Source organism: Bacteroides muris (ex Fokt et al. 2023) (genome assembly GCF_024704895.1).
In the GTDB taxonomy this organism is placed as follows: domain Bacteria; phylum Bacteroidota; class Bacteroidia; order Bacteroidales; family Bacteroidaceae; genus Bacteroides; species Bacteroides muris.
In genome coordinates this window covers 18,859-43,397 of the sequence record NZ_JAMZEE010000010.1, presented here as the reverse complement: position 1 = coordinate 43,397, position 24,539 = coordinate 18,859, and the positions used below count along the sequence as shown (strand labels likewise).

The 24,539-nt window shown below is 47.9% G+C and carries 18 protein-coding genes; 10 read left to right on the top strand and 8 right to left on the bottom strand.

What is annotated here, in order from left to right; all coding sequences use genetic code 11:
• Window positions 1–194 precede the first annotated feature (194 nt).
• From M1B78_RS05830 to M1B78_RS05810, 5 genes are all read left to right on the top strand, one after another.
• Window positions 195–2,681 carry a GH36-type glycosyl hydrolase domain-containing protein gene (locus M1B78_RS05830; protein ID WP_257940150.1) on the top strand — a complete coding sequence of 829 codons (2,487 nt, stop codon included), beginning with the start codon at window positions 195–197 and terminating at the stop codon, window positions 2,679–2,681.
• A gap of 18 nt (window positions 2,682–2,699) precedes the next feature.
• The gene (locus M1B78_RS05825; protein WP_257940149.1) at window positions 2,700–3,704 is read left to right on the top strand and encodes an aldo/keto reductase; all 1,005 of its coding nucleotides are present in this window, start codon (window positions 2,700–2,702) and stop codon (window positions 3,702–3,704) included.
• A 6-nt stretch (window positions 3,705–3,710) separates the two neighbouring features.
• Window positions 3,711–5,726: a glycoside hydrolase family 97 protein gene (locus M1B78_RS05820; protein WP_257940148.1), complete on the top strand. Its 2,016-nt coding sequence runs from the start codon at window positions 3,711–3,713 to the stop codon at window positions 5,724–5,726.
• Window positions 5,727–5,945: 219 nt separating this feature from the next.
• Window positions 5,946–6,584 (top strand): DUF4136 domain-containing protein, encoded by a 639-nt coding sequence (locus M1B78_RS05815; protein ID WP_257940147.1) that lies wholly within the window; start codon window positions 5,946–5,948, stop codon window positions 6,582–6,584.
• A gap of 124 nt (window positions 6,585–6,708) precedes the next feature.
• A complete protein-coding gene (locus tag M1B78_RS05810) occupies window positions 6,709–7,338 on the top strand; it encodes a porin family protein (protein WP_257940146.1) in 630 nt (209 codons plus the stop codon).
• Between the two features lie 161 nt (window positions 7,339–7,499).
• On the opposite strand, the gene M1B78_RS05805 is transcribed toward M1B78_RS05810, so the two are convergent.
• The 6 genes from M1B78_RS05805 to M1B78_RS05780 form a co-directional block, all read right to left on the bottom strand.
• A complete protein-coding gene (locus M1B78_RS05805) occupies window positions 7,500–10,535 on the bottom strand; it encodes a glycoside hydrolase family 3 N-terminal domain-containing protein (protein WP_257940145.1) in 3,036 nt (1,011 codons plus the stop codon).
• 21 nt (window positions 10,536–10,556) lie between these two features.
• The gene (locus tag M1B78_RS05800; RefSeq protein ID WP_257940144.1) at window positions 10,557–13,571 is read right to left on the bottom strand and encodes a glycoside hydrolase family 3 N-terminal domain-containing protein; all 3,015 of its coding nucleotides are present in this window, start codon (window positions 13,569–13,571) and stop codon (window positions 10,557–10,559) included.
• Window position 13,572: 1 nt separating this feature from the next.
• On the bottom strand, window positions 13,573–14,490 hold the full coding sequence (locus tag M1B78_RS05795) for a bifunctional metallophosphatase/5'-nucleotidase (protein ID WP_136009670.1): 918 nt from the start codon (window positions 14,488–14,490) through the stop codon (window positions 13,573–13,575).
• A 20-nt stretch (window positions 14,491–14,510) separates the two neighbouring features.
• Window positions 14,511–15,281 (bottom strand): 5'-nucleotidase C-terminal domain-containing protein, encoded by a 771-nt coding sequence (locus M1B78_RS05790; RefSeq protein WP_210434519.1) that lies wholly within the window; start codon window positions 15,279–15,281, stop codon window positions 14,511–14,513.
• A gap of 538 nt (window positions 15,282–15,819) precedes the next feature.
• Entirely contained in the window at window positions 15,820–16,185 is a 366-nt protein-coding gene (locus M1B78_RS05785) for a hypothetical protein (protein ID WP_257930980.1), read from the bottom strand.
• Between the two features lie 27 nt (window positions 16,186–16,212).
• A complete protein-coding gene (locus tag M1B78_RS05780) occupies window positions 16,213–17,781 on the bottom strand; it encodes a hypothetical protein (RefSeq protein ID WP_257940143.1) in 1,569 nt (522 codons plus the stop codon).
• 98 nt (window positions 17,782–17,879) lie between these two features.
• Here M1B78_RS05780 and M1B78_RS05775 point away from each other — a divergent pair, with 98 nt between their 5' ends.
• A complete protein-coding gene (locus M1B78_RS05775) occupies window positions 17,880–18,179 on the top strand; it encodes a transposase (RefSeq protein ID WP_257940142.1) in 300 nt (99 codons plus the stop codon).
• Here the strand turns inward: M1B78_RS05775 and M1B78_RS05770 are convergent.
• Entirely contained in the window at window positions 18,121–18,477 is a 357-nt protein-coding gene (locus M1B78_RS05770) for a hypothetical protein (RefSeq protein WP_246866896.1), read from the bottom strand. The genes M1B78_RS05775 and M1B78_RS05770 overlap by 59 nt on opposite strands.
• Before the next feature lie 565 nt (window positions 18,478–19,042).
• Between M1B78_RS05770 and rplS the strand changes: the two genes are divergently transcribed.
• A complete protein-coding gene (gene rplS / locus M1B78_RS05765; protein ID WP_009122351.1) occupies window positions 19,043–19,396 on the top strand; it encodes a 50S ribosomal protein L19 in 354 nt (117 codons plus the stop codon).
• Between the two features lie 670 nt (window positions 19,397–20,066).
• Here rplS and M1B78_RS05760 read toward each other — a convergent pair.
• Window positions 20,067–21,047, bottom strand: coding sequence for an ROK family protein (locus tag M1B78_RS05760; RefSeq protein ID WP_136009665.1), 981 nt, complete (start codon window positions 21,045–21,047; stop codon window positions 20,067–20,069).
• A gap of 176 nt (window positions 21,048–21,223) precedes the next feature.
• Between M1B78_RS05760 and M1B78_RS05755 the strand changes: the two genes are divergently transcribed.
• Genes M1B78_RS05755 through M1B78_RS05745 form a run of 3 tightly spaced genes read left to right on the top strand, consistent with a single transcriptional unit; the run spans window position 21,224 to window position 24,501 of the window.
• Window positions 21,224–21,940 carry an ABC transporter ATP-binding protein gene (locus M1B78_RS05755; RefSeq protein WP_005825069.1) on the top strand — a complete coding sequence of 239 codons (717 nt, stop codon included), beginning with the start codon at window positions 21,224–21,226 and terminating at the stop codon, window positions 21,938–21,940.
• A 54-nt stretch (window positions 21,941–21,994) separates the two neighbouring features.
• Window positions 21,995–23,254 carry an ABC transporter permease gene (locus M1B78_RS05750; RefSeq protein WP_257940141.1) on the top strand — a complete coding sequence of 420 codons (1,260 nt, stop codon included), beginning with the start codon at window positions 21,995–21,997 and terminating at the stop codon, window positions 23,252–23,254.
• Between the two features lie 5 nt (window positions 23,255–23,259).
• Window positions 23,260–24,501 (top strand): ABC transporter permease, encoded by a 1,242-nt coding sequence (locus M1B78_RS05745; protein WP_136009663.1) that lies wholly within the window; start codon window positions 23,260–23,262, stop codon window positions 24,499–24,501.
• Window positions 24,502–24,539 lie beyond the last annotated feature (38 nt).

Here is a 24,539-nt window from a genome sequence, read left to right as displayed (position 1 = left end):
AAAGATAGAGCGAAAAAGATTCGCACAGTGATACTTTTGTATCATTTTCCGGTACTTCATGTTTCCAAAGGGAAAAAACACACCGGGCAAACAAGAGGGATAGGAGAAAAGTTTTTAAATTTGAAGCGTGCTTCCGGAAAAATGACCGGACGACGCGACTACCGGAAATGAATCAAACCAAAAACAAAAATAATATGCAAGACAAAAGATTCGGATATTTCGATGACGAAAACCGCGAATACGTCATTACCGACCCCAAGACACCCTGGCCTTGGATTAACTACCTGGGCAATGAAGATTTCTTCTCGCTCATCTCCAATACCGCCGGAGGCTACTCCTTCTACAAGGATGCCAAGTTCCGCCGTATCACCCGCTACCGCTACAACAGCGTGCCGATGGACAACGGGGGACGCTACTTCTACATCAACGAAGGCGGCAGCGTATGGTCGCCGACATGGAAGCCCTGCAAGACAGCCCTCGATAGCTACGAGTGCCGTCATGGAATGAGCTATACCCGCATCACCGGAGCCAAAGACGGCATTGAGGCCAGCCTGCTCTTCTTCGTCCCACTGAAAATCTGGGGAGAGGTGCAGAAGCTGACCCTGCGGAACACTTCTGCCAAAGTGAGAAGACTCAAACTGTTCTCCTTCGCCGAATGGTGCTTGTGGAATGCCGCTACGGACATGGAGAACTTCCAGCGCAACTTCTCCACGGGAGAGGTGGAAGTGGACGGGTCCGTCATCTACCACAAGACGGAATACAAGGAACGTCGCAACCACTACGCCTTCTACAGCGTCAATACACCTGTAGACGGATTCGATACAGACCGCGAAACGTTCGTGGGGCTCTACAACGAGTTTACCGCCCCGGAACGGGTGGTCGAAGGCAAGCCGGGCAACAGCATTGCCCACGGCTGGAGCCCCATCGCCTCACACTATCTGGAAGTAGAACTGCAACCCGGCGAAAGCCGCGACTTCATCTTCCTGCTGGGCTATGTGGAAAACAAGCAGGAGGCAAAGTTCGAGGAACGTGAAGAATCTCTGCATGAAGCGTTCAAGCAGAGTGTACCCTCTTCACCTATTATAAATAAGGTAAAGGCTAAGGCGATGATTTCGGCCTTCGACACCACCGCCAAAGTAGATGCCGCCTTTGCCGAACTGAAAGCCTACTGGGACCGCCTGCTGGACATCTACGTCGTGAAGACCGACGAAGAAAAGCTGGACCGCATGGTGAACATCTGGAACCAGTATCAGTGTATGATTACCTTCAACATGTCCCGTTCCGCCTCTTTCTTCGAGAGCGGCATCGGTCGGGGAATGGGCTTCCGCGACTCCAACCAGGACCTCGTGGGCTTCGTGCACCAGATACCGGAACGCGCCCGCGAACGAATCATCGACATAGCTTCTACCCAATTCCCCGACGGAGGATGCTACCACCAATACCAACCGCTGACCAAACGCGGCAACAACGACATAGGCGGTGGCTTCAACGACGACCCCATGTGGCTTATCTTCGGTACGGTGGCATACATCAAGGAATCGGGAGACTTCAGCATCCTGGATGAGCCCGTCCCCTTCGACAACAAGGAAGGTTCGGAAGTGTCTTTGTTCGAACACCTGCGCGTTTCCTTCAACCATGTCATCGAGAACCTCGGCCCCCACATGTTGCCCCTCATCGGCCGTGCCGACTGGAACGACTGCCTGAACCTGAACTGCTTCTCCTGGGATCCGAATGAATCATTCCAGACCACGGAAAATCAGACGGAAGGCAGCCAGGCAGAGTCACTGATGATTGCCGGCTTGTTCGTAGTGTGCGGACGCGACTATGTGGAACTGTGCCGCCACTTGGGTAAAAACGACGAAGCGAACAGAGCGCAAACCTATATAGACAATATGGTGGAAGCCGTGAAAAAACATGGTTGGGACGGAGACTGGTACCTGCGCGCCTACGATTACTTCGGCCACAAGGTAGGCTCCAAAGAGAACGAGGAAGGACAAATCTTCATCGAATCGCAAGGCTGGTGCACCATGGCAGGCATCGGACTGGAAGAAGGCATGGTAGAGAAAGCACTGGACTCTGTAAAGGAACGCCTGGACTGCGAACACGGCATTGTACTCAACAATCCGCCCTTCACCCGGTATGTTGTGGAGTATGGAGAAATCTCCACCTATCCCGCCGGCTACAAGGAGAATGCGGGTATCTTCTGCCACAACAACCCGTGGGTCATCATCGGAGAAACCGTACTGGGCCGGGGCGACCGTTCCTGGGAGTATTTCCGCAAGATATGCCCGTCGTACACCGAAGAGCACAGTGCCCTGCATAAAGTAGAACCTTACGTATGCTGCCAGATGGTGGCCGGCAAGGACGCCGCCCGCCCCGGCGAAGGCAAGAACAGCTGGCTGACGGGAACGGCTGCCTGGATGTGGTATGCCATTACGCAATTCATACTCGGCATCAAGCCTTCGTATGAAGGTCTGGAAATCAATCCTTGTATCCCGTCAGACTGGAAAGGCTTCAACGTGAAGCGCAAGTTCCGCGGGGCAGAATATCATATTACCGTGAAGAATCCCGATGGTGTGTGCAAAGGCATCAAGTCCGTCACAGTAGACGGCCAGCCGATAGAAGGCAATGTGGTGAACCATCTGCCGGGCACGCATACAGTAGAAGTAATAATGGGGTAACCCACAAAATGCAATATCATGATAAACCCAATTTATTCTCCGGCGGCCGAACGCTACAACAATGGCATGAAATTCCGCCGTTGCGGGCAAAGCGGCATCCTGCTGCCTGAAATATCGCTCGGATTGTGGCACAACTTCGGCGACGTGAACACATTTGCCAATTCCCAGGCCATGGCGCACTATGCCTTCGACCGTGGAATCACGCATTTCGACCTCGCCAACAATTACGGTCCTTCCTACGGTTCCGCCGAAGAAACCTTCGGAATGATTATGAAGAAATCCTTCATGCCCTATCGGGACGAGCTGTTCATCTCCACCAAGGCCGGACACGACATGTGGCCCGGCCCCTATGGAGAGTGGGGTTCACGCAAGTACCTGATGAGCAGCCTCAACCAAAGTCTGAAACGGATGAACCTGGATTATGTGGACATCTTCTACTCTCACCGCTACGACCCGGTTACTCCACTTGAAGAGACCCTGCAAGCACTGGTTGATATCGTACGGCAAGGCAAAGCACTCTATGTAGGAATCTCCAAATATCCCAAAGAGGCGGCCGAGTTTGCCTACAAATACCTGGAAGAACGGGATGTACACTGCCTGCTCTATCAAGGCAGATACAATCTCTTCAACCGCGAACCGGAAGAAGAAGGTATCCTGCAGCAAGCCAAAGGGAATGGGACCGGCTTCATCGCCTTCTCCCCGCTGGCACAAGGCCTGCTGACCAACCGCTACCTGAACGGTATTCCCGAAGATTCGCGCATGGCAAAGGGAGCTTTCCTGAAGAAAGAAACACTGACCGACGAGACGCTGCAAAAAATCAAGGCACTCAACGAAGTTGCTGCCTCACGCGGGCAAACCCTTGCCGAGATGTCACTTGCCTGGCTGTTGAAGGACGACCTGGTGACAAGCGTCATCATCGGAGCGAGCTCCGTTGCCCAACTGGCAGATAACCTGAAAGCGACTGAAAATACAGACTTCTCTGCCGAGGAACTGGAGAAGATAAAGAAAATCATTCAAAAATAAATCAACATGAAAAGCCTCCTTATTCAAACCTTTTGTTTATTATTCCTTTGCTTGGGCACAGTCCGTGCACAGCAATACCAACTGGCATCACCCAACGGAAAACTATCCGTTACGGTAGATGCCGGAGAAGCCCTCACCTGGCAGATTGCACACGACGGCACCACAGTGCTGCAACCCTCTGCCATCGCCCTGCAAGGCAGAGATGAAAAATCAGCCAAGAAAGCAATAACTTTCGGTAAAAATGTAAAAGTAATCCGTGCAGAACGCAAGTCTGTGGAGTCCTCCTTCCCCACTCCCCTCTATAAAAAAGCAAGTGTGAAGGATGTCTACAACCAGTTGACACTAAAATGCCGCGGAGGCTACAGCGTACAGTTCCGCGCATACGATGACGGCGCTGCCTACCGCTTCATTTCCGAACAGAACAAGCCGTTTATCGTCCTCAACGAAACTGCGGACTTCAATTTCGACAAGGATTACCAGGCATTTGTACCTTACATAAACGACAACCGCAACGGTGAGCGCTATTGCTTCTCCTTCGAGTCTTACTACGACGAAGCCCCGTTGTCCAAAATGCACACCGACTCACTCTCCATCACCCCACTGATGGTTTGCCTGGACGGAGGGAAGAAAGCCGTTATCATGGAAGCCGGATTGGAAAACTATCCCGGCATGTTCCTCACTGTAAATCCCCAGACACGTCAAGGAGTGCAGGCAGCATTTGCCCCCTATCCGCTGGAAGAAATAATCGGCGGACACAACCGGCTGAACCTGATACCGACAAAACGTGCAGACTACATCGCCCGTTGTGCCAAGCAGGAGCTCCCCTGGCGTGTGGTACTCGTCACCGAAAAGGACACGCAGCTTGCCGACAACGACATGGCACAGCGTCTTGCCCCCGCCTGCCGCATCAAAGACATTTCCTGGATTAAACCCGGCAAAGTGGCTTGGGACTGGTGGAACACCTGCAACCTGACTGGCGTAGACTTCAAGGCCGGCATGAACACCCCGACCTATAAGGCATTCATCGACTTTGCCACCGACAATAAACTGGAATATATCATCATCGATGACGGCTGGAGTGGAAACGAATCCTTATTGAAAGACCTGAATCCGGATATCGATTTAAAAGAACTCATAGCCTACGGAAACCAAAAGGGCGTGGGCATCATTCTCTGGGCAAGCTGGCGAAACTCTGCCAAAGATACGGAAGCCGTATTCAGCCACTATGCACAGATGGGCATCAAAGGCTTCAAGATAGACTTCTTCGACCGTGACGACCAGCCACTGGTACAGTCCGTAGAACGCATTGCAGCCTGCGCTGCCGAGCACCGCCTGGTATTAGACCTGCATGGACTCAAGCCATACGGTATACAGCGCACCTATCCCAACGTCCTGAACTTTGAAGGTGTAAAGGGATTGGAGAACGCCAAATGGGAACCGATAGTGAACGGGGCCCCCCTTCACAACTTCCCGCGCTATGACGTGACTGCTCCCTACCTGCGTATGCTTATAGGTCCGATGGACTACACACCGGGAGCCACGATGAACGCAACCCGCGAAACCTTCCGTGCCGTCAATGACCATCCGATGAGCCAGGGTACACGTGTACACCAAATGGCGATGTACACCCTCTTCGAGGCCCCGTTGCAGATGCTTGCCGACAGCCCCAGCAAATATATGAAGGAGCAAGAATGCACGGACTTCATTGCCAAAGTGCCTACCGTTTTCGACGAAACCGTAGCACTGGACGGTGAAGTAGGCGAATACCTCACATTGGCACGCCGCAAGGGAGACGTCTGGTACATCGCCTCCATGACCGACTGGACACCCCGCAACTGCGTCATCGACCTTTCCTTCCTCGAAGAAGGAAGTTACGAAGCCGAAATCTTTTCCGACGGCATCAATGCCGAGCGGGAAGCAACTGACTACAAGAAAGAAGTACGCACCGTGACTTCGGGAGACAAGCTGAACATACACATGGCACCCGGAGGAGGATGGACAGCACGGATATGGAAAAAATGATAGGGTGATAAAGTAATGGCATAATGCAATAGGGTGACGGTTACATTAAAAGTACTGTCACCCTATTCATTTATCACTCTATCGTCCTATCAGTGTACGTCCTTTCTCACTTTTAACACACTTCTGCGTGAACTTTTTATATCCTATCTTGTTTTTCTCACAAAAGCCTAAGGTACCATAGGGCAGGAATTTATATTAAACCTAGACCATTATAAAAGTATGAAAAAATTTATTCCCCTATTATTAGCGGTCTTTGCAGTGACGCTTGCATCTTGCGAAAAAGACCCTGACATGGATAAGCTGGACAATAATTATCTGGTTTATACCAACTATGACAAAAAGGCGGATTTCAGAACCTTCGAAACTTATTATTTGCCGGACAGCATTCTGGTTATCGGTGATAAGGAAAATGCCGAATACTGGAAAGATGAGAATGCCCAGGAAATTCTCAGCGCTTACGTTACTAACATGAACAGCCGCGGCTACATCCGTGTGAATGACCGGGAAGAAGCCGACCTTGGCTTGCAGATAAGCTATGTCAGAAGTACTTATTACTTCACCGACTACGGACGTCCTGAATGGTGGTGGAACTATCCAGGCTACTGGGATGCTCCTTACTGGGGCAACTGGGGCGGATGGTATTATCCCTATGCCGTGAACTATTCCTACAGCACCAGTTCCTTTATCAGCGAATTGTTGAATCTGAATGCACCGCAAGGCCAGAGCGAGAAACTTCCTATTCTGTGGACCAGCTATATGAGCGGCTTACTTAGTGGTTCTACTTCTGTCAATACCAAACTTGCCGTACAAGGTGTGAACCAAGCTTTCACTCAATCAACCTACTTGACCAACAAGTAACGATAAGCTACGAACCATAGGTGACAAATGACCGGTTACCCGATATAAGGTGACAAGAATAATACGGCAGCATCCTTATCCAGACAGGGAGGTGGCCATTGAACCCCAAAAACAAGAACAAAGTATGAAAACAATAAAATATCTTTCCTTACGAGTATTTGCAGTTATCGCTCTTGCTCTCGTATTCACCCTACCGACAAAGGCGCAGATGACCGATAACGGTTATGCCAATATCGACTGGCAATATAACTTTCCCCTCAGCAACAACTTCGCCGACAAATCAAGCGGCTGGGGCATGAATTTTGAAGGCGGTTACTTCCTGACAGACAATTTTGCATTGGGAGCTTTCTTAAACTACCATAGCAACCATGAGTATTTCAGTCGCCAGACACTTCCCGTAGGCGAAGGCGGCAGTCTGAATACCGACCAGCAGCACACTGCATTCCAGTTACCTTTCGGTCTGGCCTCCCGTTATGTATGGAACCGTGGAGGTGCATTCCAGCCGTATGCCGGTGTAAAACTGGGTGCTGAATACGCACAATTGAAATCAACCTTCAATGTATTCGAAGCCAACAAGGATACATGGGGTTTCCATGTATCACCAGAAATTGGTTTCAATGTGTATCCTTGGGCTTATGGACCGGGCTTGCATGTTGCAGCCTATTACAGCTACAGTACAAATAAAGGTGACCTCTTTACATACAACGTAGACGGTTTGAGCAATTTCGGTCTGCGCGTAGGTATTGCGTTCTGATAATACACCCACTTAAAGCTTAACAGATAGAATTTAATTGTTTCAAAATTCAAGAAGAAAAGAGCCTTTCCTGCGTGAACAAGGAAGGCTCTTTTTAATTGTGTGCAAATTCATAAGAAAGAAACTTCACACCACATCATTTTTCATGCAAACAGCAAGCTTTACTTCACCAAACTTTTATATACCGCCTCTTGAATCCTCGTCCTTATATCCAGCCTCATCAACTTGTTATTCCACACATCCGGATAGGTGCGGTTGCTCAAAAAGACATAAACCAAGCCATTCTCCGGGTCTGTCCAGGCGCAAGTGCCCGTGAAACCGGTATGGCCGTAGACAGAAGCAGGGGCAGACTCTGCGCAGGGACTCTTCTGGGGATTACGCCGGTCGGGCTTATCAAATCCCAGCCCCCGGCGACTTATCCTTGAGACGGTGGTAGTAAATACCCTGCAAGTCTCTTTGCTCAAATAGCGCTTACCGTCCAGTTCACCCCCATTCAGCAACATCTGATAGACTTTTGCCACTTCTCCGGCAGTGGAGAACAGCCCGGCATTACCGGAAACGCCGCCCTGAAAAGCTGCGGATTCATCATGTACAAACCCTTGCAGGGTAGTTTTACGTAAGAAAAGATCTGTTGATGAAGGTACAATATCTTCCTTCTTCAAAAAGCGCAGAGGGAGATACCCTGTACGCTCCAATCCCATCGGAGTATAGAATTCCTTGGCCAGATATTCGTCCATAGACATGCCGGTACGCGCCTCGACCAACTGCTGCAACAAGATAAAGCCCACACAACTATAGCGATAACGTTTATCCCTAAGCGGAGCATCCACTATCTTCTGCAAATACTTCTGCTTGAAGGAACGGTTCAGCCAAAGGCTATCGGACACTTGCATGGCATATTCAGGTGTTTGCACCTTCGACGTCAGTCCCTGACAGAAACGGAACTTAGGATTCGCCCAAGTCTGCCGTCCGATGCGTGCGGAATGCTGGGCATCAGGGCGCACCTTGAACAAAGTACCGGTGTAGCTTTCCTCATCAATCGCTTCCTGATAGAACAGCAAAGTGGAAGGCAGACCGGATTCGTGCATCAATAGCTCGCGTACCGTAATATTCTTCTTGTCCGTATCTTGCAGGAAAGGCAGATAATCCGACACCCGGTCTGTAAGACTGAGACGCCCACCATCGTACAACTTCATTACGGCAAGTAACGTGGCCGTGGTCTTTGTGAGCGAGGCGATGTCGTACACATCTGTTTTCTTCACGGGAGGCGCCTTGCTTCCGGCCTTGTTCCAAACGTGGGTACCGAAAGCTTTATTATACATCTCCCTGCCATCCTTCAGCACCACCACCTGGCAACCAGGGTAAGCCCCTTCACGAATGCCTTCTTCAGCTATCTTGTCTATTTCAGCCAGCAGATGGGAATTCATGCCATGCTCTTCGGGCACAAAGCGGGGAACACTTTGAAGAGTCAGCGTCACCCCCGCACCGGCAGCAAACCGACTACCGATACTGGCAGACAAGCGTCCCTCCGAACAAGCACCTCCATAAACAATCCGAGCGACCTGCCGCTGTACCTCCTCGTTGGAAGAGTGTGCCAAAACCACCGCTTCGGCAGTTGCGCCCCCTTGCTTTATCTGCAATACCTGCTTGCCAGGAATAAAGAACAGATAAACCACCGGTACGTCAGGAGCAAACTTTGCAAAGAAATTCTGATAGGGCGTCAAACGGTGTTCGGTGACACAGACCAGAATACGTTTGTACTTGGCCAGCGCATTCCTCAAACGGTTCCCGTCAGCCTCCGGCAGATTCTTGCCCAAATGGAACTCCACAGGACGGGTATACCGCGACAGTTCTTTGAGGAATGGCCGGATTTCCTGCGCTTCTCCCACATTGAGCACGGCAACTTCACCGATGGAAGGGTCCAGCGGAAGTACCTCGCCCCGATTATCCAGCACAGTAATGGCCGCCAAGTTCAGCCGGCGCATCAAATCGCGCGTTTTCGGAGTATTGATACGAGTCTCCAAACCGGAAAGCCGTACATGGGGTTTCTTTTCCAGCCCAAGGGCATACTTATATTTCAGCACTTTACGGCATTTTTCCTCTATCTCTTTCTCTGCCAGCTCCCCTTTTTTCACAGCTGCAAGCACAGCCTCCACTTCTTCCTTAATACGTCGGGGGACAAGCAGCAAATCATTGCCGGCTTTCAGCGCCTGCAAACAGACACTTTCATTGCCCGATACCCCTTTCATAGCAAGGGCATCCGTAAAGACAAGCCCCTGAAAGCCGAGGTCATTCACCAACAGACCGGAAACTACCTTACGCGAAAGCGAAGACGGAAGCCCCTTTTGCGGCTCTATGGCAGGTACCTCCAAGTGCCCCACCATCATACCTCCCAGTCCGGCACGAATGGCTTTTCTGAAAGGATAAAGCTCTATACTGTCCAGACGGGCACGGGTAAAAGGCAGCACAGGCAACGCCTTATGAGAATCTACATCCGTATCCCCATGCCCAGGAAAATGCTTGCTGACAGAAAGTATACCACCATCCTCCAACCCTTTGGAGTAGGCAACAACCTTGTTCGCCACATTGAACGGACTTTCACCGAAGGAACGGGTATTGATAACCGGATTTTTGGGATTGATATTCACGTCCGCTACGGGGGCAAAATTCACTTGTACCCCTAGTTCACGGCACTGACGGGCCACCTCTCGCCCATATTCATAAATCAGTGTATCGTTCTGTATGCAGCCAAGCACCATGTTTCGCGGAAAGTTCGGGGTACCGCGAAGACGCATGGCCAGTCCCCACTCACCGTCAAAGGTAATCATCAGCGGAACTTCCGCCATCCGCTGCGCCTCATTGGTCAACATCACCTGGTTCTGCATCAATCCGCCGGAGAACAACAGACCACCTACTTTGTAATCTTCCACTACTTTACGAAGCAGTTCCTTATTGGCCTTGTCTTGCTGGGGGGCAATCGTATAAATAAACAGTTGTCCGATGCGTTCTTTCAAAGTCAGACACTGCAAGACGGAATCCACCCACTGCCTGCACCGCACGTCACTGTTCAAGAGACGTACAAGCGAAGGATCGTTCAGCGGCACCGGAGTAAACGGCATGGGACCAAGCTGCGCTTTCAGAAGCGGACAAAAACAACACAATATAACAATATAGGCAAGCAGGTATATTCTCTTCATTTTTCTATAGATAGATTATTTTTAGGGGATTTGCGAAATCATACTTTTATAAATCAATTCCTGAATATCTCTTCTTATGTTCATGTCACCCAGCTTCGTGTTCCATACATTGGGGCACAAGCGGTTGCTGAGGAATACATACACCGTCTTGTTTTCCGGGTCTACCCAAGCACAAGTACCCGTAAATCCGGAATGTCCATATACCGTTTCCGGAGCGGAAGGAGCGCAAGGACTGCGCTTCACAATGGATACATCCGGCTTGTCGAATCCCAGACCGCGACGGCTGATGGTGGACTTCTCCGTCGTAAACAAACGGCAGGTAGCCTCACTCAGGAAACGCTTGCCATTGAATTTACCGCCGTTCAGCAACATTTGATAAACCTTTGCCACCTCTTCGGCTGTAGAGAAAAGTCCTGCATTGCCAGACACTCCACCCATGCAGGCAGCAGTCTCGTCATGCACATATCCGCATATATCCTGGCGACGCAGAAAGTCATTGGATGCCGTGGGCATGATTTCCGCTTTGGCAAACTTCATCAAAGGCAGAAACATAGTACGTTGCAATCCCATCGGGGCATAGAACTCACGGGCAAGATACAAATCCATCGGCAGTTCCGTCACCTTCTCCACCACCTGTTGCAACAGTACGAAACCGAGGTCGCTATAAACATAACGTTTGCCGCCTAACTCACACTTGGCTATCCGCTGAAGGATAGAATTCTTGAAACTCTTGTTCAGCCACATGCCGTCTGCCATGTGCAGGGTATAAACCGGTGTATTCTTGTCGGACACCATCCCTTTCCGGAACTTAAAATCGGAACAATAATAGCTATGTTCGCTCACCTGCGTGCGGTGCCATTCGTCTACCCAACTCTGGGAGTACGGACCGTGTACCGAATTCGGGTCTATAATGTCCAGGTAGAAACGGATATAGGGAGGAAGCCCCGATTCATGAAACAAAAGTTCGCGAATAGTAATGTTCTGCTTGTTACCATTGCGCAAGAAGGGCAGATAAGCGGAAACCTTATCATCCAATTTTATTTTGCCCTCATCATACAGTTTCATGATGGCAAGCAACGTAGCCGTAGTTTTGGTCAGCGAAGCCAAATCAAAAAGGTCTGAAGAACGGACAACAGTGGTATCCTTATCAGAGTGGGTGCCGAAACCTTTGTCATATACCGGCAGTCCGTCTTTCCACACCAGCACGCGACAACCGGGATAAGCTCCCGCTTCCAGTCCCTTCCGGGCAACAGCATCGATACTTTGCAGCACATACGACTTCATGCCGTAATCTTCCGGAACAGTCTTCCCCGGTTTCATACCCGGCTCAATTATACAACCCGTTCCCGCCGGAAACAGTTTACCGATACTCATCGACATTCTGCCATTGGCCGGCTTTTTGGCAAAAAGAACATCAGCCACGTATTGCTGCAAATCCGTCTCTGCCGAATGTGCCAGCACCACAGCGCTGGATTTGGCAAGTGCGGGCATCAGAGGTTGCAATGTACGGTAAGAAGTAAAAAAAGTATAGACCAGCGGAGCACGCAGGTTCAAGCCTTCCAGAAAGGCCACATCACGGTCGCTGACATAAGCCGAACCGGTGATGCTGATAACCACGCGACGGAAAGCAGCCAACTGCCCCTGCACGTCCTGCCAGAGAGCCTCATCGGCATTCCAGGGCAAGTGGAAATGACTGATGCCTGCATTCTTTTTCATAGCTTCCACAAAGGGAGCATCCGCCTCCTTCTCTCCGATGCTGAGCACGGCAATATCACCTTCCACCGATGCCAGCGGCAGGACATCGAAATAATTGTTCAATACAGTCACTGCCGAACGGCGCAACTTGGCAGCCAACGCCTGCGCTTCCTCCGTATTGATGCGATAGCTCATTCCGCTGACCCGAAGTTGCGGCTGGCAGTTTCTCAAGCCAAGCATATGCTTGTACATCAACACCTTGCGGCACTTAGCATCAAGTTCGTCCTTACTCAGTTGTCCCGACTCCACTGCATCTACCAGCTCCTGCACCGCATTCTTCGTATTGAACTGTACCAGCACCATATCATTTCCCGCCAGCAGCGCTTTGGTAGTTACCTGCGGAATGGCAGACACACCCTTCATGTCCAAGGCATCGGTAAACACCAGCCCTTTAAAGCCGAGTTCATCCTTCAACAACCCGGTCACCACATTCCGCGACAAGGAGGAAGGAGTCACCCCGTCCGGGTCCAGCGCCTGCACCTGCAGATGGCCTACCATCACACCCCCCAATCCGGCACGTACCATTTCCTTGAAGGGATAAAGTTCCACACTGTCCAGGCGTGCACGGTCGTAATGCAAAACGGGAAGCGCCTTATGAGAATCCACATCCGTGTCGCCATGTCCGGGGAAATGCTTGCAAACGGAAAGTATGCCCCCGCTTTCGAGCCCACGGCTGTATGCCACTACCTTTTCCGCCACCCGCTGCGGGTTCTCGCCAAAGGAGCGTACGTGTATCACCGGATTCAGCGGATTCGTATTGACATCCGCATCGGGTGCAAAATTGACGTGTACCCCCAATTCGCGGAACTGGCGGGCCACCTCACGCCCGTATTCTTCAATCAGGCCATTGTCTTCGATACATCCCAAGGCGGCATTGCGAGGATAGTCCGGAGCACCTTGCAGCCTCATTGACAGTCCCCACTCTCCATCGAAAGTAACCATAACGGGAATCTTGGCATCCTTCCGGGCCATATTTGTCAAGATAGCCTGCTCTTCCGGAGTACCTTCGGAAAACAGCAAGCCACCGACCTTGTATTTCCTTACCAGCTCGCGCATCTGTTTCTTCGTGACCTTGTCTGCTCTGGCCGGAATGGTGGCAACGATGAGTTGCCCCACTTTTTCATATACATTCAGACCTGACAACACGGAGTCTGCCCATTGCCGACACCGGTCGTCTGCAGCCGAAGGAAGAAACGGACCTCCCGTTCGGGCGTGAAGTGAAGATAGTCCCAATATAAACAATCCTGCAACCCATAAAAGGAGGGTGAGTTTTTTCATCATGCTATTTTTCTGTTAAAGTAAGTACCATTTCTCCTATGTAGATGCCACTCTTGCCGGTGTGCAGCACGGGAACGTTCTTGCCGTCCGCATTCAGATAAACGGCAGGCTTTTCCATAAAGGTATGCGAATGTCCGCCCAAGATGACATCAATGCCACGCGTCTTGCCTACCAGGTTCTCGTCGGAAGCGCCTTCGGGATTTGCACTGCGGATACCCAAATGGGACATGCAAATCACGACCTCGCAATTTTCCTTCTCCCTGAGAAGGTCTGTCATTTCCTGGGCTACCTTTATCGGGTCGTTGTAGACAATGCCTACGCACTTATCCGCCTGCACCAGCCCTTCCATCTTGGGGGCCAGGCCGAAGATTCCGATTTTCACCCCTTCGCGCATCAAGGTGATATAAGGCTTCACCAGCCCTTCAAGTACCGTACCCGTCACGTCATAATTGGAACAGACCACGGGAAAATCCGCCATACGGAACAATTCCGCCATATTCTCAAGTCCGAAATCAAATTCATGATTACCTATCGTCATGGCATCATAGCCCATGAGGTTCATCATCTTGACCTCCAGCTCGCCTTTGAAAAAGTTATAATAAGGGGTGCCTTGCGAGATGTCTCCGCAATCCAGCAGCAGCATATCCGGATGCTTGCCGCGAAACTGCTTTACAAAACCGGCACGACGCACCACACCGCCCATCCCGGCATACTCGTCAGCAGCCTCGGCGCTGATGGGTTCTATACGGCTGTGCGTATCGCTGGTGTGCAGGATAAACAGTTGTTTTCCGGATTGGCCGGACGATACCGAATCGGCGGACACCAGGCAAAGGGGTTCTTCAGTAATGACACGCTCCTCTTGTTGTGCCGATGCGGGGAGCATGAAAAGCAGCAGGGCTGCCAAGGAATATATATGTTTCATAGAACTTCTTTTTTTAATGCTTACTCTTTAACGACCACTCTTCCCTCCATGCGCGAAGTCACCTTCTTGCCGGCTGCCGTTTGCTTCTCCACATACTTCATGAACAGACCACGCAGTGTAGCCCCATCCGGGCACTCCCTTTTATCCGCCTGCAGGAAAGCCGTCAGTCCGTCGTTTCCATCAGCCAGATAATCAATCGTGGCAACCGTATAGTCACGGTCATCCTCCACCGGCTTGCCGGCAATGGAAGCCTGGAGCAGCTTGCCATCCTTGCTGATTTCCAACTGCATACCACTCACCCCTTCACCAAGTCTCACCGCAATATTTTCAAACAAGTGCTTCATGGCAGAGCCTTTCATCGTCAGCACACAGAGCGAATTCTCAAAAGGCAATATCTCATAGATGTTTTCAATAGTGATGTCTCCTTCCGTCAGGGAATTCCGGATTCCACCGATATTGATTAGCCCCATATCGGCCGGTTTGCCCAGCACTTCCACCGCAGCCTCACGCAGTACATCTGCAATCAGATTGGATAAAAGGCTTTCGGGCCGGAATCTGTCCATCGACATCTCTGCGGTTCCCACCACATGATACATAACGCTGTCCATCCGGGCTTTGTAAGGCGCCAGCAGAGCCACGGCTTCGGCATCCGGCTCGGCATCCCAAACAGAGTTCATGGGAATTCTGCCTCCCTCCACCTTGGTCACTTCGTAGGAAGAATGGCAGGAAACCAATAGAAGCGCAACCGCCAACACTGCCCCCGAAAAGAGACTGAAAGTTTGTTTCTTCATATTCATTTAGTTTTAAATTGCTACAAATATACTTTTCTTTTGCGACTGAGCCACACAAATAAATGATAATTTAATGCATGGAGTTTTCATTTAAAAGAGTTATCGGGAGTTAAAGACCGATACTCTTATTGATGTATAACTATACTATCGGCTTCTAACTCCCTTTAACTTCCTCTAACTCCCTCTAACTCCCTTAAATGAAAGAGCCGCGTTTGACTTTGACCCTGTGTGTTTCTTCTATTTGATTATCAATAAGACAGTAAAGCTGAAAGGGTGTTTTGGGTGACGTAAGCTTTGTTTTTGCTATCTTTGCGCATGTTTGTGCGCAAGAAAAAGAATCTCATCGGTACGGTGACTATTGTAGTGGAAGATGATTGTCCGTAGCGAAGAGTTGGCAGATGATTTCGGCGCATTATACATCGAGGTTCATACTTGGGGATGCCACAATTAGGTTCTCCTACACATAAAAATTACCCCTTGCCGGGGTAGGCAAAGGGCAAAAGTAACAGGAATTTCCGTATCTTTCAGAAAAACAACGCTATATTACAACGGTTTCTGTCTTTCCTATTTGGATTTGTACAGATTCGGTGATATAGGGTGTATAATCATTATTATCAGCTCTAATTAGAATTTTGTAATTTCCGGGATTTAATTCTACATGATTAGGGGCATCACTTGTTAATTTAACAATCTTTATTATTTCATCTTGTTGCTCAAGAGGAGATATTATAACAAACAAGTGGCTAATCCATTCCGGCTGCCAATTGGTAATTTCAATGTTTAGTATGCCTGTATAAGTTGTATCATCTTCTGAACAAGATGATGCAAATATCAGCGTTATAAAGAGTAGTCCTATAACCCTAAATGCTTTTTTTGCAGATGTAAGAATAAAATTTTGATGCATAATTTGTATTTCGTTTAATGTGACAATTTAATTTAGTTCAGGAAGCCATTGGTCGTCATAACGTACAATATTATCCAAATAAAAAGTTTTAGAGATAATAGTCGATGGGCAGCCGTTTTTCGGTTTAACTTCAATTGCAAAATAAAGATAGAATTGCACATCAGGAATTTTTTCTAAAATGGTGCCGTGCTCTCCAGAATTATATGCTTGAAATTCTGTTTCATTATAGACGTATCCACCTTTATCCATGGCAAAGACTTCTTGCTTCAAAATATTGATGTCTGCGATTTTTTCCACTTCCGGATTAAATTGTAAATATATGGAATAATCATTTAATTGTCCACAAGTAAGGGTTTCCCAGCTTTCAATAATTGGCGCTCCGGGATTATACGGATCATCGTGTCTAATTCTCCGCCTTTTGGTGTGAGTAACATATATGTTTAAACCACTACCGTCTATATTGAACACTCCAAGTGGCTTGTTATAAATAGGAAGTCTGCCGGGTGCATTGGATGGTATTTGGGTTCCAGGCATATATAATGTTATTGGCATCGCAGGAAAAGATCCTGCCTGGGAAAGCTCACCCGTAGCCTTCATTTCTGTATTTATTGTTGCATATATAGGGGTCGGTGATGTTTTTGTACCAAAAAGAATAGAATTAAAAAGCCCAATGGCTGCACCCCATGCTCCGCCTACAGAACCGGAAGCGGCTTCACCTACTTTTTCTAATATTTTTTGATAAGTAGAACCTTTAATGCCAAAAATATTTTTCCCGTTTTCATCTACACCTTTTTTCAAGAGAGAATAGCTTACATTTGATAATGCCGCTTTTCCTCCTTCTTTCAGAGTTTTGCTAAAAGCATGAGAAAGCTCTCCTTCAGATTGTTCTCCAATAGTTCCCTCTAATTTGCTTACACTTGTCCCATTTAATGTAATTTTACCAACATCGGTGAAATTCAAGTTGAAATTGAAGACAATCTGATTGTATGGTATTGATTCTATATCAGGATTATAAGCAAGTTCGTATTGAGCCATATACCAACGTTGTGACGCTAATGGTTGGGATCCGTCAAAAGGCTTCGGCTGAATGTGCCGTAATGAGGTTCTGGTATCATTCCCTTTGACAATTTCCTTATCAGCAAAATTAAACATTTTTACAGGATAGGGAGAAATAATGGATAGATTATCTACTACATTAGAAGATGTTTGGACAAAACTATCTGTGGCATAATAGAAAATGCGCATTATTCCTCTATACTCATTATAAAGTATAAAGAATGGATTTTGTTGATAGTTTTTAGGGTCTGTTGAAAAGGAATTATACAACAAACACCATCCCTCTGTTTTTTTTCGGTCATTAATGACGTCTAATTCATAAGTACCAATGAGACTACCTTGACCTATCCATGGGGTTGGAATGGGTGTGCTCCCTGCAGGTGTTGGCATAAAGTCAGCATTTTCCCAATCAAATTCGTCTTGTATGATGGAAGAAACCATTCTGGTTGATGCGCACTGGTAGTCTTCCATATCTTCGTTCTTACAAGAACTTAACATTGAGAAGGCAATTAACAAGTAAATTCCATAGTTCTTTTTCATACACCTTATTTGAAATGATTAAACAAGAAATATCACCCTATTAGTCAGTTAGTTAATTAAGAAAACTCGTAGTTTTAAGATTCCTAATCAAAAAAGTTATGAGCGATTATTCAACTAACCTAACTGAAAAACAATGGCAAGTTATCAATAATATCGTAAAATCACAAGAAAAAAGCAGAAAAACTTCTCTCAGAGAAATCATAAACGCTATTTTTCATCTCATCAAGAGCGGATGTCAATGGCGTATGCTTCCGACTGATTTTGCCCCCGGCAAACAGTTTATTATTATTTTCGCAAGTAGAAACCGGAAGAAGTGTGGGAGGAATTGTCGGATGTTCTTCATAAGTTGGCAAGGAAATCAATCGGTAAACAGGAAAGTCCCAGCATGGGTATCATAGATTCCAGAAGTATGTAGACAGGGGGCGGCGAGTGGCAGCGGCTGTTGAAGCAGTGGGCATATTCATAGGACACCGCTTGGTAGTCGAGGCATCCGGTTCTGTCCGCCATATAGAGCGCACCCAGGAAAGCAAAGATTAGGGCTTCCCTATACTCTATGATTTGTAAGTCGGGAATCACTATTTCACACGGGCACAAGGCATTGATGCGTTCTATGAGGAACTTGTTGAATGCACCTCCGCCGGTAATCAGCAACTTGGCGTTGCCATCGGGCAAGGGATGGGCGGTGATGATGCGCAATATTTCCTTGTTGGGCTATCTCACCGTCGCGGTCAAACTCCAAGGCACTCATTGTTTGCGCACCGGTGCCCAATATCTGTTTCATGTCATCGGGATAGCTGTAACTTTTCGCATACCGGACATCAGACCGATGGCTTGAATTTGGAAGTTCATTTAAAAAGGAGTTATCGGGAGTTAGAAGGAGTTATCACCCTTCGCCTCTTTTACCTTTTCTGCATATCGCCCTATCCATCGGCTTTTCCGGTGAAACTTTATACACTTTTTTCCATCTATATTTCCGGTGTGCTACATTTATAGATGCAGCATCTTGCAAATAGATATGCGATACGATGCATGTTTATGCAGATTCAGGCTCAACGTGTTTTCTTGCAGGGAGTCGTGTAGATAAAAGTTCAAATAAAAATGAAAAAGCCATGCCCAACTGGTAAAAAAAAGTTTGAAGCACTTGTGTATCTGGCAAATAATTCGTTCCTTTGCACCGCTTTCGCGCAATCGCTGTCAGGACACCAAGAGAGAAGCCTGGTATGTTGCGTTGTAACGATGAAACAATTTAATAATAAAAACAATGGATTTAATTAAAATTGCAGAAGAAGCATTTGCTACCGGAAAACAGCACCCGAGCTTCAAGGCAGGTGACACTGTAACAGTAGCATATCGTATTGTCGAGGGTAACAAGGAACGTGTACAGCTGTACCGTGGTGTTGTTATCAAAATTGCCGGACACGGAGACAAGAAGCGTTTTACAGTACGTAAAATGTCAGGAACCGTAGGCGTAGAACGTATTTTCCCGATTGAATCACCGGCTATCGACAGCATCGAAGTGAACAAAGTGGGTAAAGTTCGTCGCGCTAAACTGTACTACCTGCGCGCTCTTACCGGTAAGAAAGCAAGAATCAAAGAAAAAAGAGTTAACGGTTAATACCGAACTCCTATTTCGAAATAAAAAAGGGAAGCTGACAGCGTCGGTTTCCCTTTTTTAGCAATATACACAGTATGCATACACACCATGCAATACTCTACTGCTACTACCTCATTCAAAACATTGTAAACCTGCGCTCCTTTCCTTTCACATAAGCCTTTCTTCTTGCTGATATGTTAGTTTATCAGCACCTCACGGCCGTTAAACAACTGTCATATGCATAGCTTTTCCATACTGAATACCTATCTTATCCATACCAAAAGCCTGGCTTCCACCTATTATCGCACGGGCTTTTACGAAGTTAATACCGTGTTTGCAGGAAACTAATAGCTTGTTTACACGATATTGATAAATTGTTCCACATCCTATTAATTTATTGTACTACAATATATTAACATATTATCCAGCGTAAATTTAAGGTAGAAGAAAAAGTTGCGTCCACAGCATCCGCAACCCCGATGAATAAAGGGATACAGAGAATGGGGGAAGTGTGAAAGCAACTTGTACAGAACTTTATTGCTGAGGAATATGTACCATCCCCCCAAAAAAGGTGTGTCGAAACTCTCATAAACTAAAAATCACCCTCGCTACAGATAGGTGTAGCGAGGGTGATTTCGATAAAAGGGGAGTTTTAACACATCCCCTCCTTTATCAGTTTCCCTGATATTGATTACTTAATATCTCTCAACTCCCAGCCCAATGCACTGGCACCCAGCACAGCAGCATCAGAGTCCTTCAACTCGGAAGCCAGCAATTTGGTCTTGCCTTTGTAGATATTCAGCACATTATCATCAATAGCTTTCTGGATAGGCTTGAAGATATAGTCTCCCGCTTTTGCCAGACCGCCGAACAATACGATAGCTTCCGGACTGGAGAAAGCGATGAAGTCAGCCAAAGCCTCACCCAAAATGGTTCCGGTAAACTCAAAGATGTCTTGAGCAATCTTGTCACCCTTCACCGCAGCATCATACACATCCTTGGAAGTAATGCTTTCTGCCGGAATGTCGCGTAACAAACTCGGTTCGGTACTCTTGGTCAGGAACTCGCGGGCAGAACGTGCCACACCCGTAGCCGAGCAGTAAGTTTCCAGACAACCGTGACGTCCGCATCCGCAGAGACGACCGTTTTCACGACGGATGATGGTATGTCCCAACTCTCCGGCAAAACCGTCATGACCATATACCATCTGACCGTTAATAACAATACCACTACCTACACCGGTACCAAGAGTTATCATGATAAAATCTTTCATACCACGAGCCGCACCGTAAGTCATTTCACCGACACCGGCGGCGTTGGCATCGTTTGTCAAAGCTGTGGGAATACCCAAGCGTTCCTCAAACATGGCAGCCAAAGGAATTACACCCTTCCAGGGAAGGTTCGGGGCAAATTCAATGGTACCGCTGTAATAGTTTCCGTTAGGAGCACCTATACCTATACCTTTTATCTTGTCTACACCACCGTTGGCAATAATGAGCGGCAACAAGTTCTTGCAAACCTCGTCTACGTAATCATTAGCGTCTTCATAAGCTCCGGTTTTGATGGAACTGCTTGCAATAATAGTTCCGCGTGCGTCTACAATACCAAAGACGGTGTTTGTTCCGCCTATGTCAATGCCCACTACATAGGGCTTTTCCATGTTTGAATTCATGATATTACGTTTGTTTAAAGGGTTAGTTAATCACATTCATGGTTACAAAAGTCACAAAGAAAAACGACACTGCAAAATCTTTTTTTAAAAAAGTTTGCAACTTTTGCAACTTTTCGTAGCATTGCTTCGTCTAACAGTGAAAATTAATAAGAGTAAAGCAATAAACAGGGAAAACAGTGATACAACTAAAAGACATTAACAAGACCTACAACAACGGAGCACCGCTACATGTGCTCAAAGGCATCAACCTCGACATTCAGAAAGGCGAATTTGTTTCCATCATGGGCTCATCGGGTTCAGGAAAGTCCACTTTACTCAATATACTGGGTATTCTGGATAGTTACGACACGGGGGAATATTATCTGAACGGTACCCTCATCAAGAACCTCAGCGAAACGAAGGCAGCCGAGTACCGCAACCGTATGATTGGTTTCATCTTCCAGTCCTTCAATCTCATTTCCTTCAAGAATGCAGTGGAGAATGTGGCGCTTCCTCTCTTTTATCAAGGAGTGAGCCGCCGCAAACGTAATGCGCTGGCACTGGAATATCTGGACCGCCTGGGGCTGAAAGAGTGGGCACACCACATGCCGAATGAGATGTCCGGTGGACAGAAACAACGTGTAGCCATCGCCCGTGCCCTCATTACCCAACCGCAGATTATCCTTGCCGATGAACCTACCGGCGCGCTCGACAGCAAGACTTCCGTAGAGGTGATGCAGATTCTAAAGGAACTGCACGATACGGGCATGACCATCGTAGTCGTGACCCATGAAAGCGGTGTTGCCAACCAGACGGACAAGATTATCCATATCAAAGACGGTATCATAGGTAGCATCGAGACGAATCTGAACCACGATGCAAGCCCGTTCGGAAAAGACGGATTCATGAAATAATAAAGGAAGAGCCCCCTCCCCCTTTAATTTTTAATTCTTAATTTTTAATTATCAATGATAGACCTTTGGCAAGAAATATACGGAACCATCAAACGCAACAAACTGCGTACATTCCTGACGGGCTTTGCCGTGGCATGGGGAATCTTCATGCTCATCGTGCTGCTCGGAGCCGGAAACGGTATCATACATGCCTTCGAGCAAAATGCGTCGGAGCGTGCCTTGAACTCTATCCGCATCTTCCCCGGCTGGACCACCAAGTCATACGACGGTCTGAAAGAAGGACGCCGCGTCCAACTGGATAACCGGGACATGGATGACACGGAGAAGCAATTCACTGAAAATGTCATTAGTGCCGGTGCTACAGTGCGCCAAAGCAATGTAAACGTCAGCTTCGGACAAGAATATATCAATATCTCTCTGCTGGGCGTATATCCCAACTACACCGAAGTGGAAACCGTGAAAACAGCGGACGGACGTTTCATCAACTACAACGACCTGAAAGACCGACGTAAAGTCATCATCCTCCATAAGAAATCTGCAGATATCCTTTTCGGAAAAACGCATACTGAACCCATCGGACAATTTGTCAATGCCAGTGGAGTGGCCTATCAAGTAGTAGGCCTCTACAATGACCAGGGAGACCGCGAGGCAAACGAAGCGTATATCCCCTTCTCCACCTTGCAAACCATCTATAATAAAGGAGACAAGCTGAATAACATCATCTTTACGACCAAGAACCTGAGTAGCATGGAAAGCAATGAGGCCTTCGAAAAAGAATACCGTAAAGCCATTGCCACCAACCATCGCTTCGACCCCACCGACGACAGCGCCATCTGGATATGGAACCGTTTCACCAACTATCTGCAAACCCAAAACGCAATGGGCATTCTACGCACCGCCATCTGGGTAATCGGCATTTTTACATTGTTGAGCGGCATTGTCGGTGTATCGAATATCATGCTGATTACCGTTAAAGAACGTACCCGTGAATTCGGTATCCGCAAGGCATTGGGAGCAAAGCCCTTCTCCATCCTTTGGCTGATTATTGTGGAAAGTGTGACCATCACTACACTCTTCGGCTATATCGGAATGGTAGCAGGAATCGGAGTAACGGAATGGATGAACTCTGCTTTCGGTAGCCAGACGATGGATGCCGGCATGTTCCAGCAGACCATGTTTTCCGACCCCACCGTAGACCTCGGCATTGCCGTCCAAGCCACACTGACCCTCATCATAGCGGGTACACTTGCCGGATTCTTCCCGGCAAAGAAAGCCGTGAGCATCAGTCCTATCGAAGCACTTAGAACAGATTAAAGATTATGAGAATAGACATAGATACGTGTGAGGAAATCCTCATCACAATAACAAGAAACAAGACAAGAAGCCTGCTGACGGCATTCGGTGTATTCTGGGGCATCTTTATGCTGGTGGCGCTCATCGGTGGCGGACAAGGCATGCAGGAAGAACTGAAATCCCAGTTCGAAGGATTTGCTACAAATTCGGGCTTTATCGCCACACAAAAGACAAGCGAAGCCTACAAGGGATTCCGCAAGGGACGCTGGTGGGATTTGGAGATGGAAGATGTAGACCGCGTACGCAGTGTGGACGGCATCGCACTCGCCACACCTTCATTTGCCCTTTGGGGACAGACCGCTGTCTATGGAGAAAATAAATATGAATGTAGCGTAAAGGGGCTGTACCCGGAGTATGAGCAGATAGAACATCAGGAAATGGCTTACGGCCGTTTTATCAACGACGTCGACATCAAAGAGTCACGTAAAGTATGTGTTATCGGCAAACGTGTATACGAAAGTCTCTTTAAACCGGGAGAAGACCCCTGCGGCAAATATGTTCGGGTGAACGGCATCTATTACCAGATTATCGGAATGTGTTCATCCGAAGGTAATGTCAACATACAAGGACAAGCCTCCGAGGCCATTGTATTGCCTTTCTCCACCATGCAGCAGACCTACAACCTCGGAAAGAAACTGGATTTGATATGTTTCATCATGAAACCGGGAATAAGAGTAAAAGACGTGCAACCCGAAGTAGAGCGCCTCGTAAAAGCAGCACATTACATTGCTCCCGATGACAAACAAGCCGTCATGTTCCTGAATGCGGAAGCCATGTTCTCCATGATGGACAACCTAATGACCGGAGTACGCTTTCTTATTTGGATGGTAGGTCTGGGCACATTGTTCGCCGGAGCCATCGGCGTATCGAATATCATGATGGTAACCGTCAAGGAACGTACTACGGAAATAGGCATACGGCGTGCCATCGGTGCCCGTCCTAAAGACATCCTGCAACAAATTCTTTCGGAAAGCATGGTACTGACAACCATAGCAGGCATGGCAGGTATTTCTTTTGCAGTATTTGTGCTGCAAATATTGGAAAAAGCAGCCAATGCCCCTGGAGTCATCAAAACCCACTATCAGGTTTCATTCGGACTGGCTATCGGAACCTGCATCCTCCTCATCGCATTGGGAGTGCTTGCGGGACTGGCACCTGCTTACCGTGCCATGGCAATCAAGCCAATTGAAGCAATCAGGGATGAATAAACTATAGAGAGACCACTAACCGTAAGCCATGAAATAAT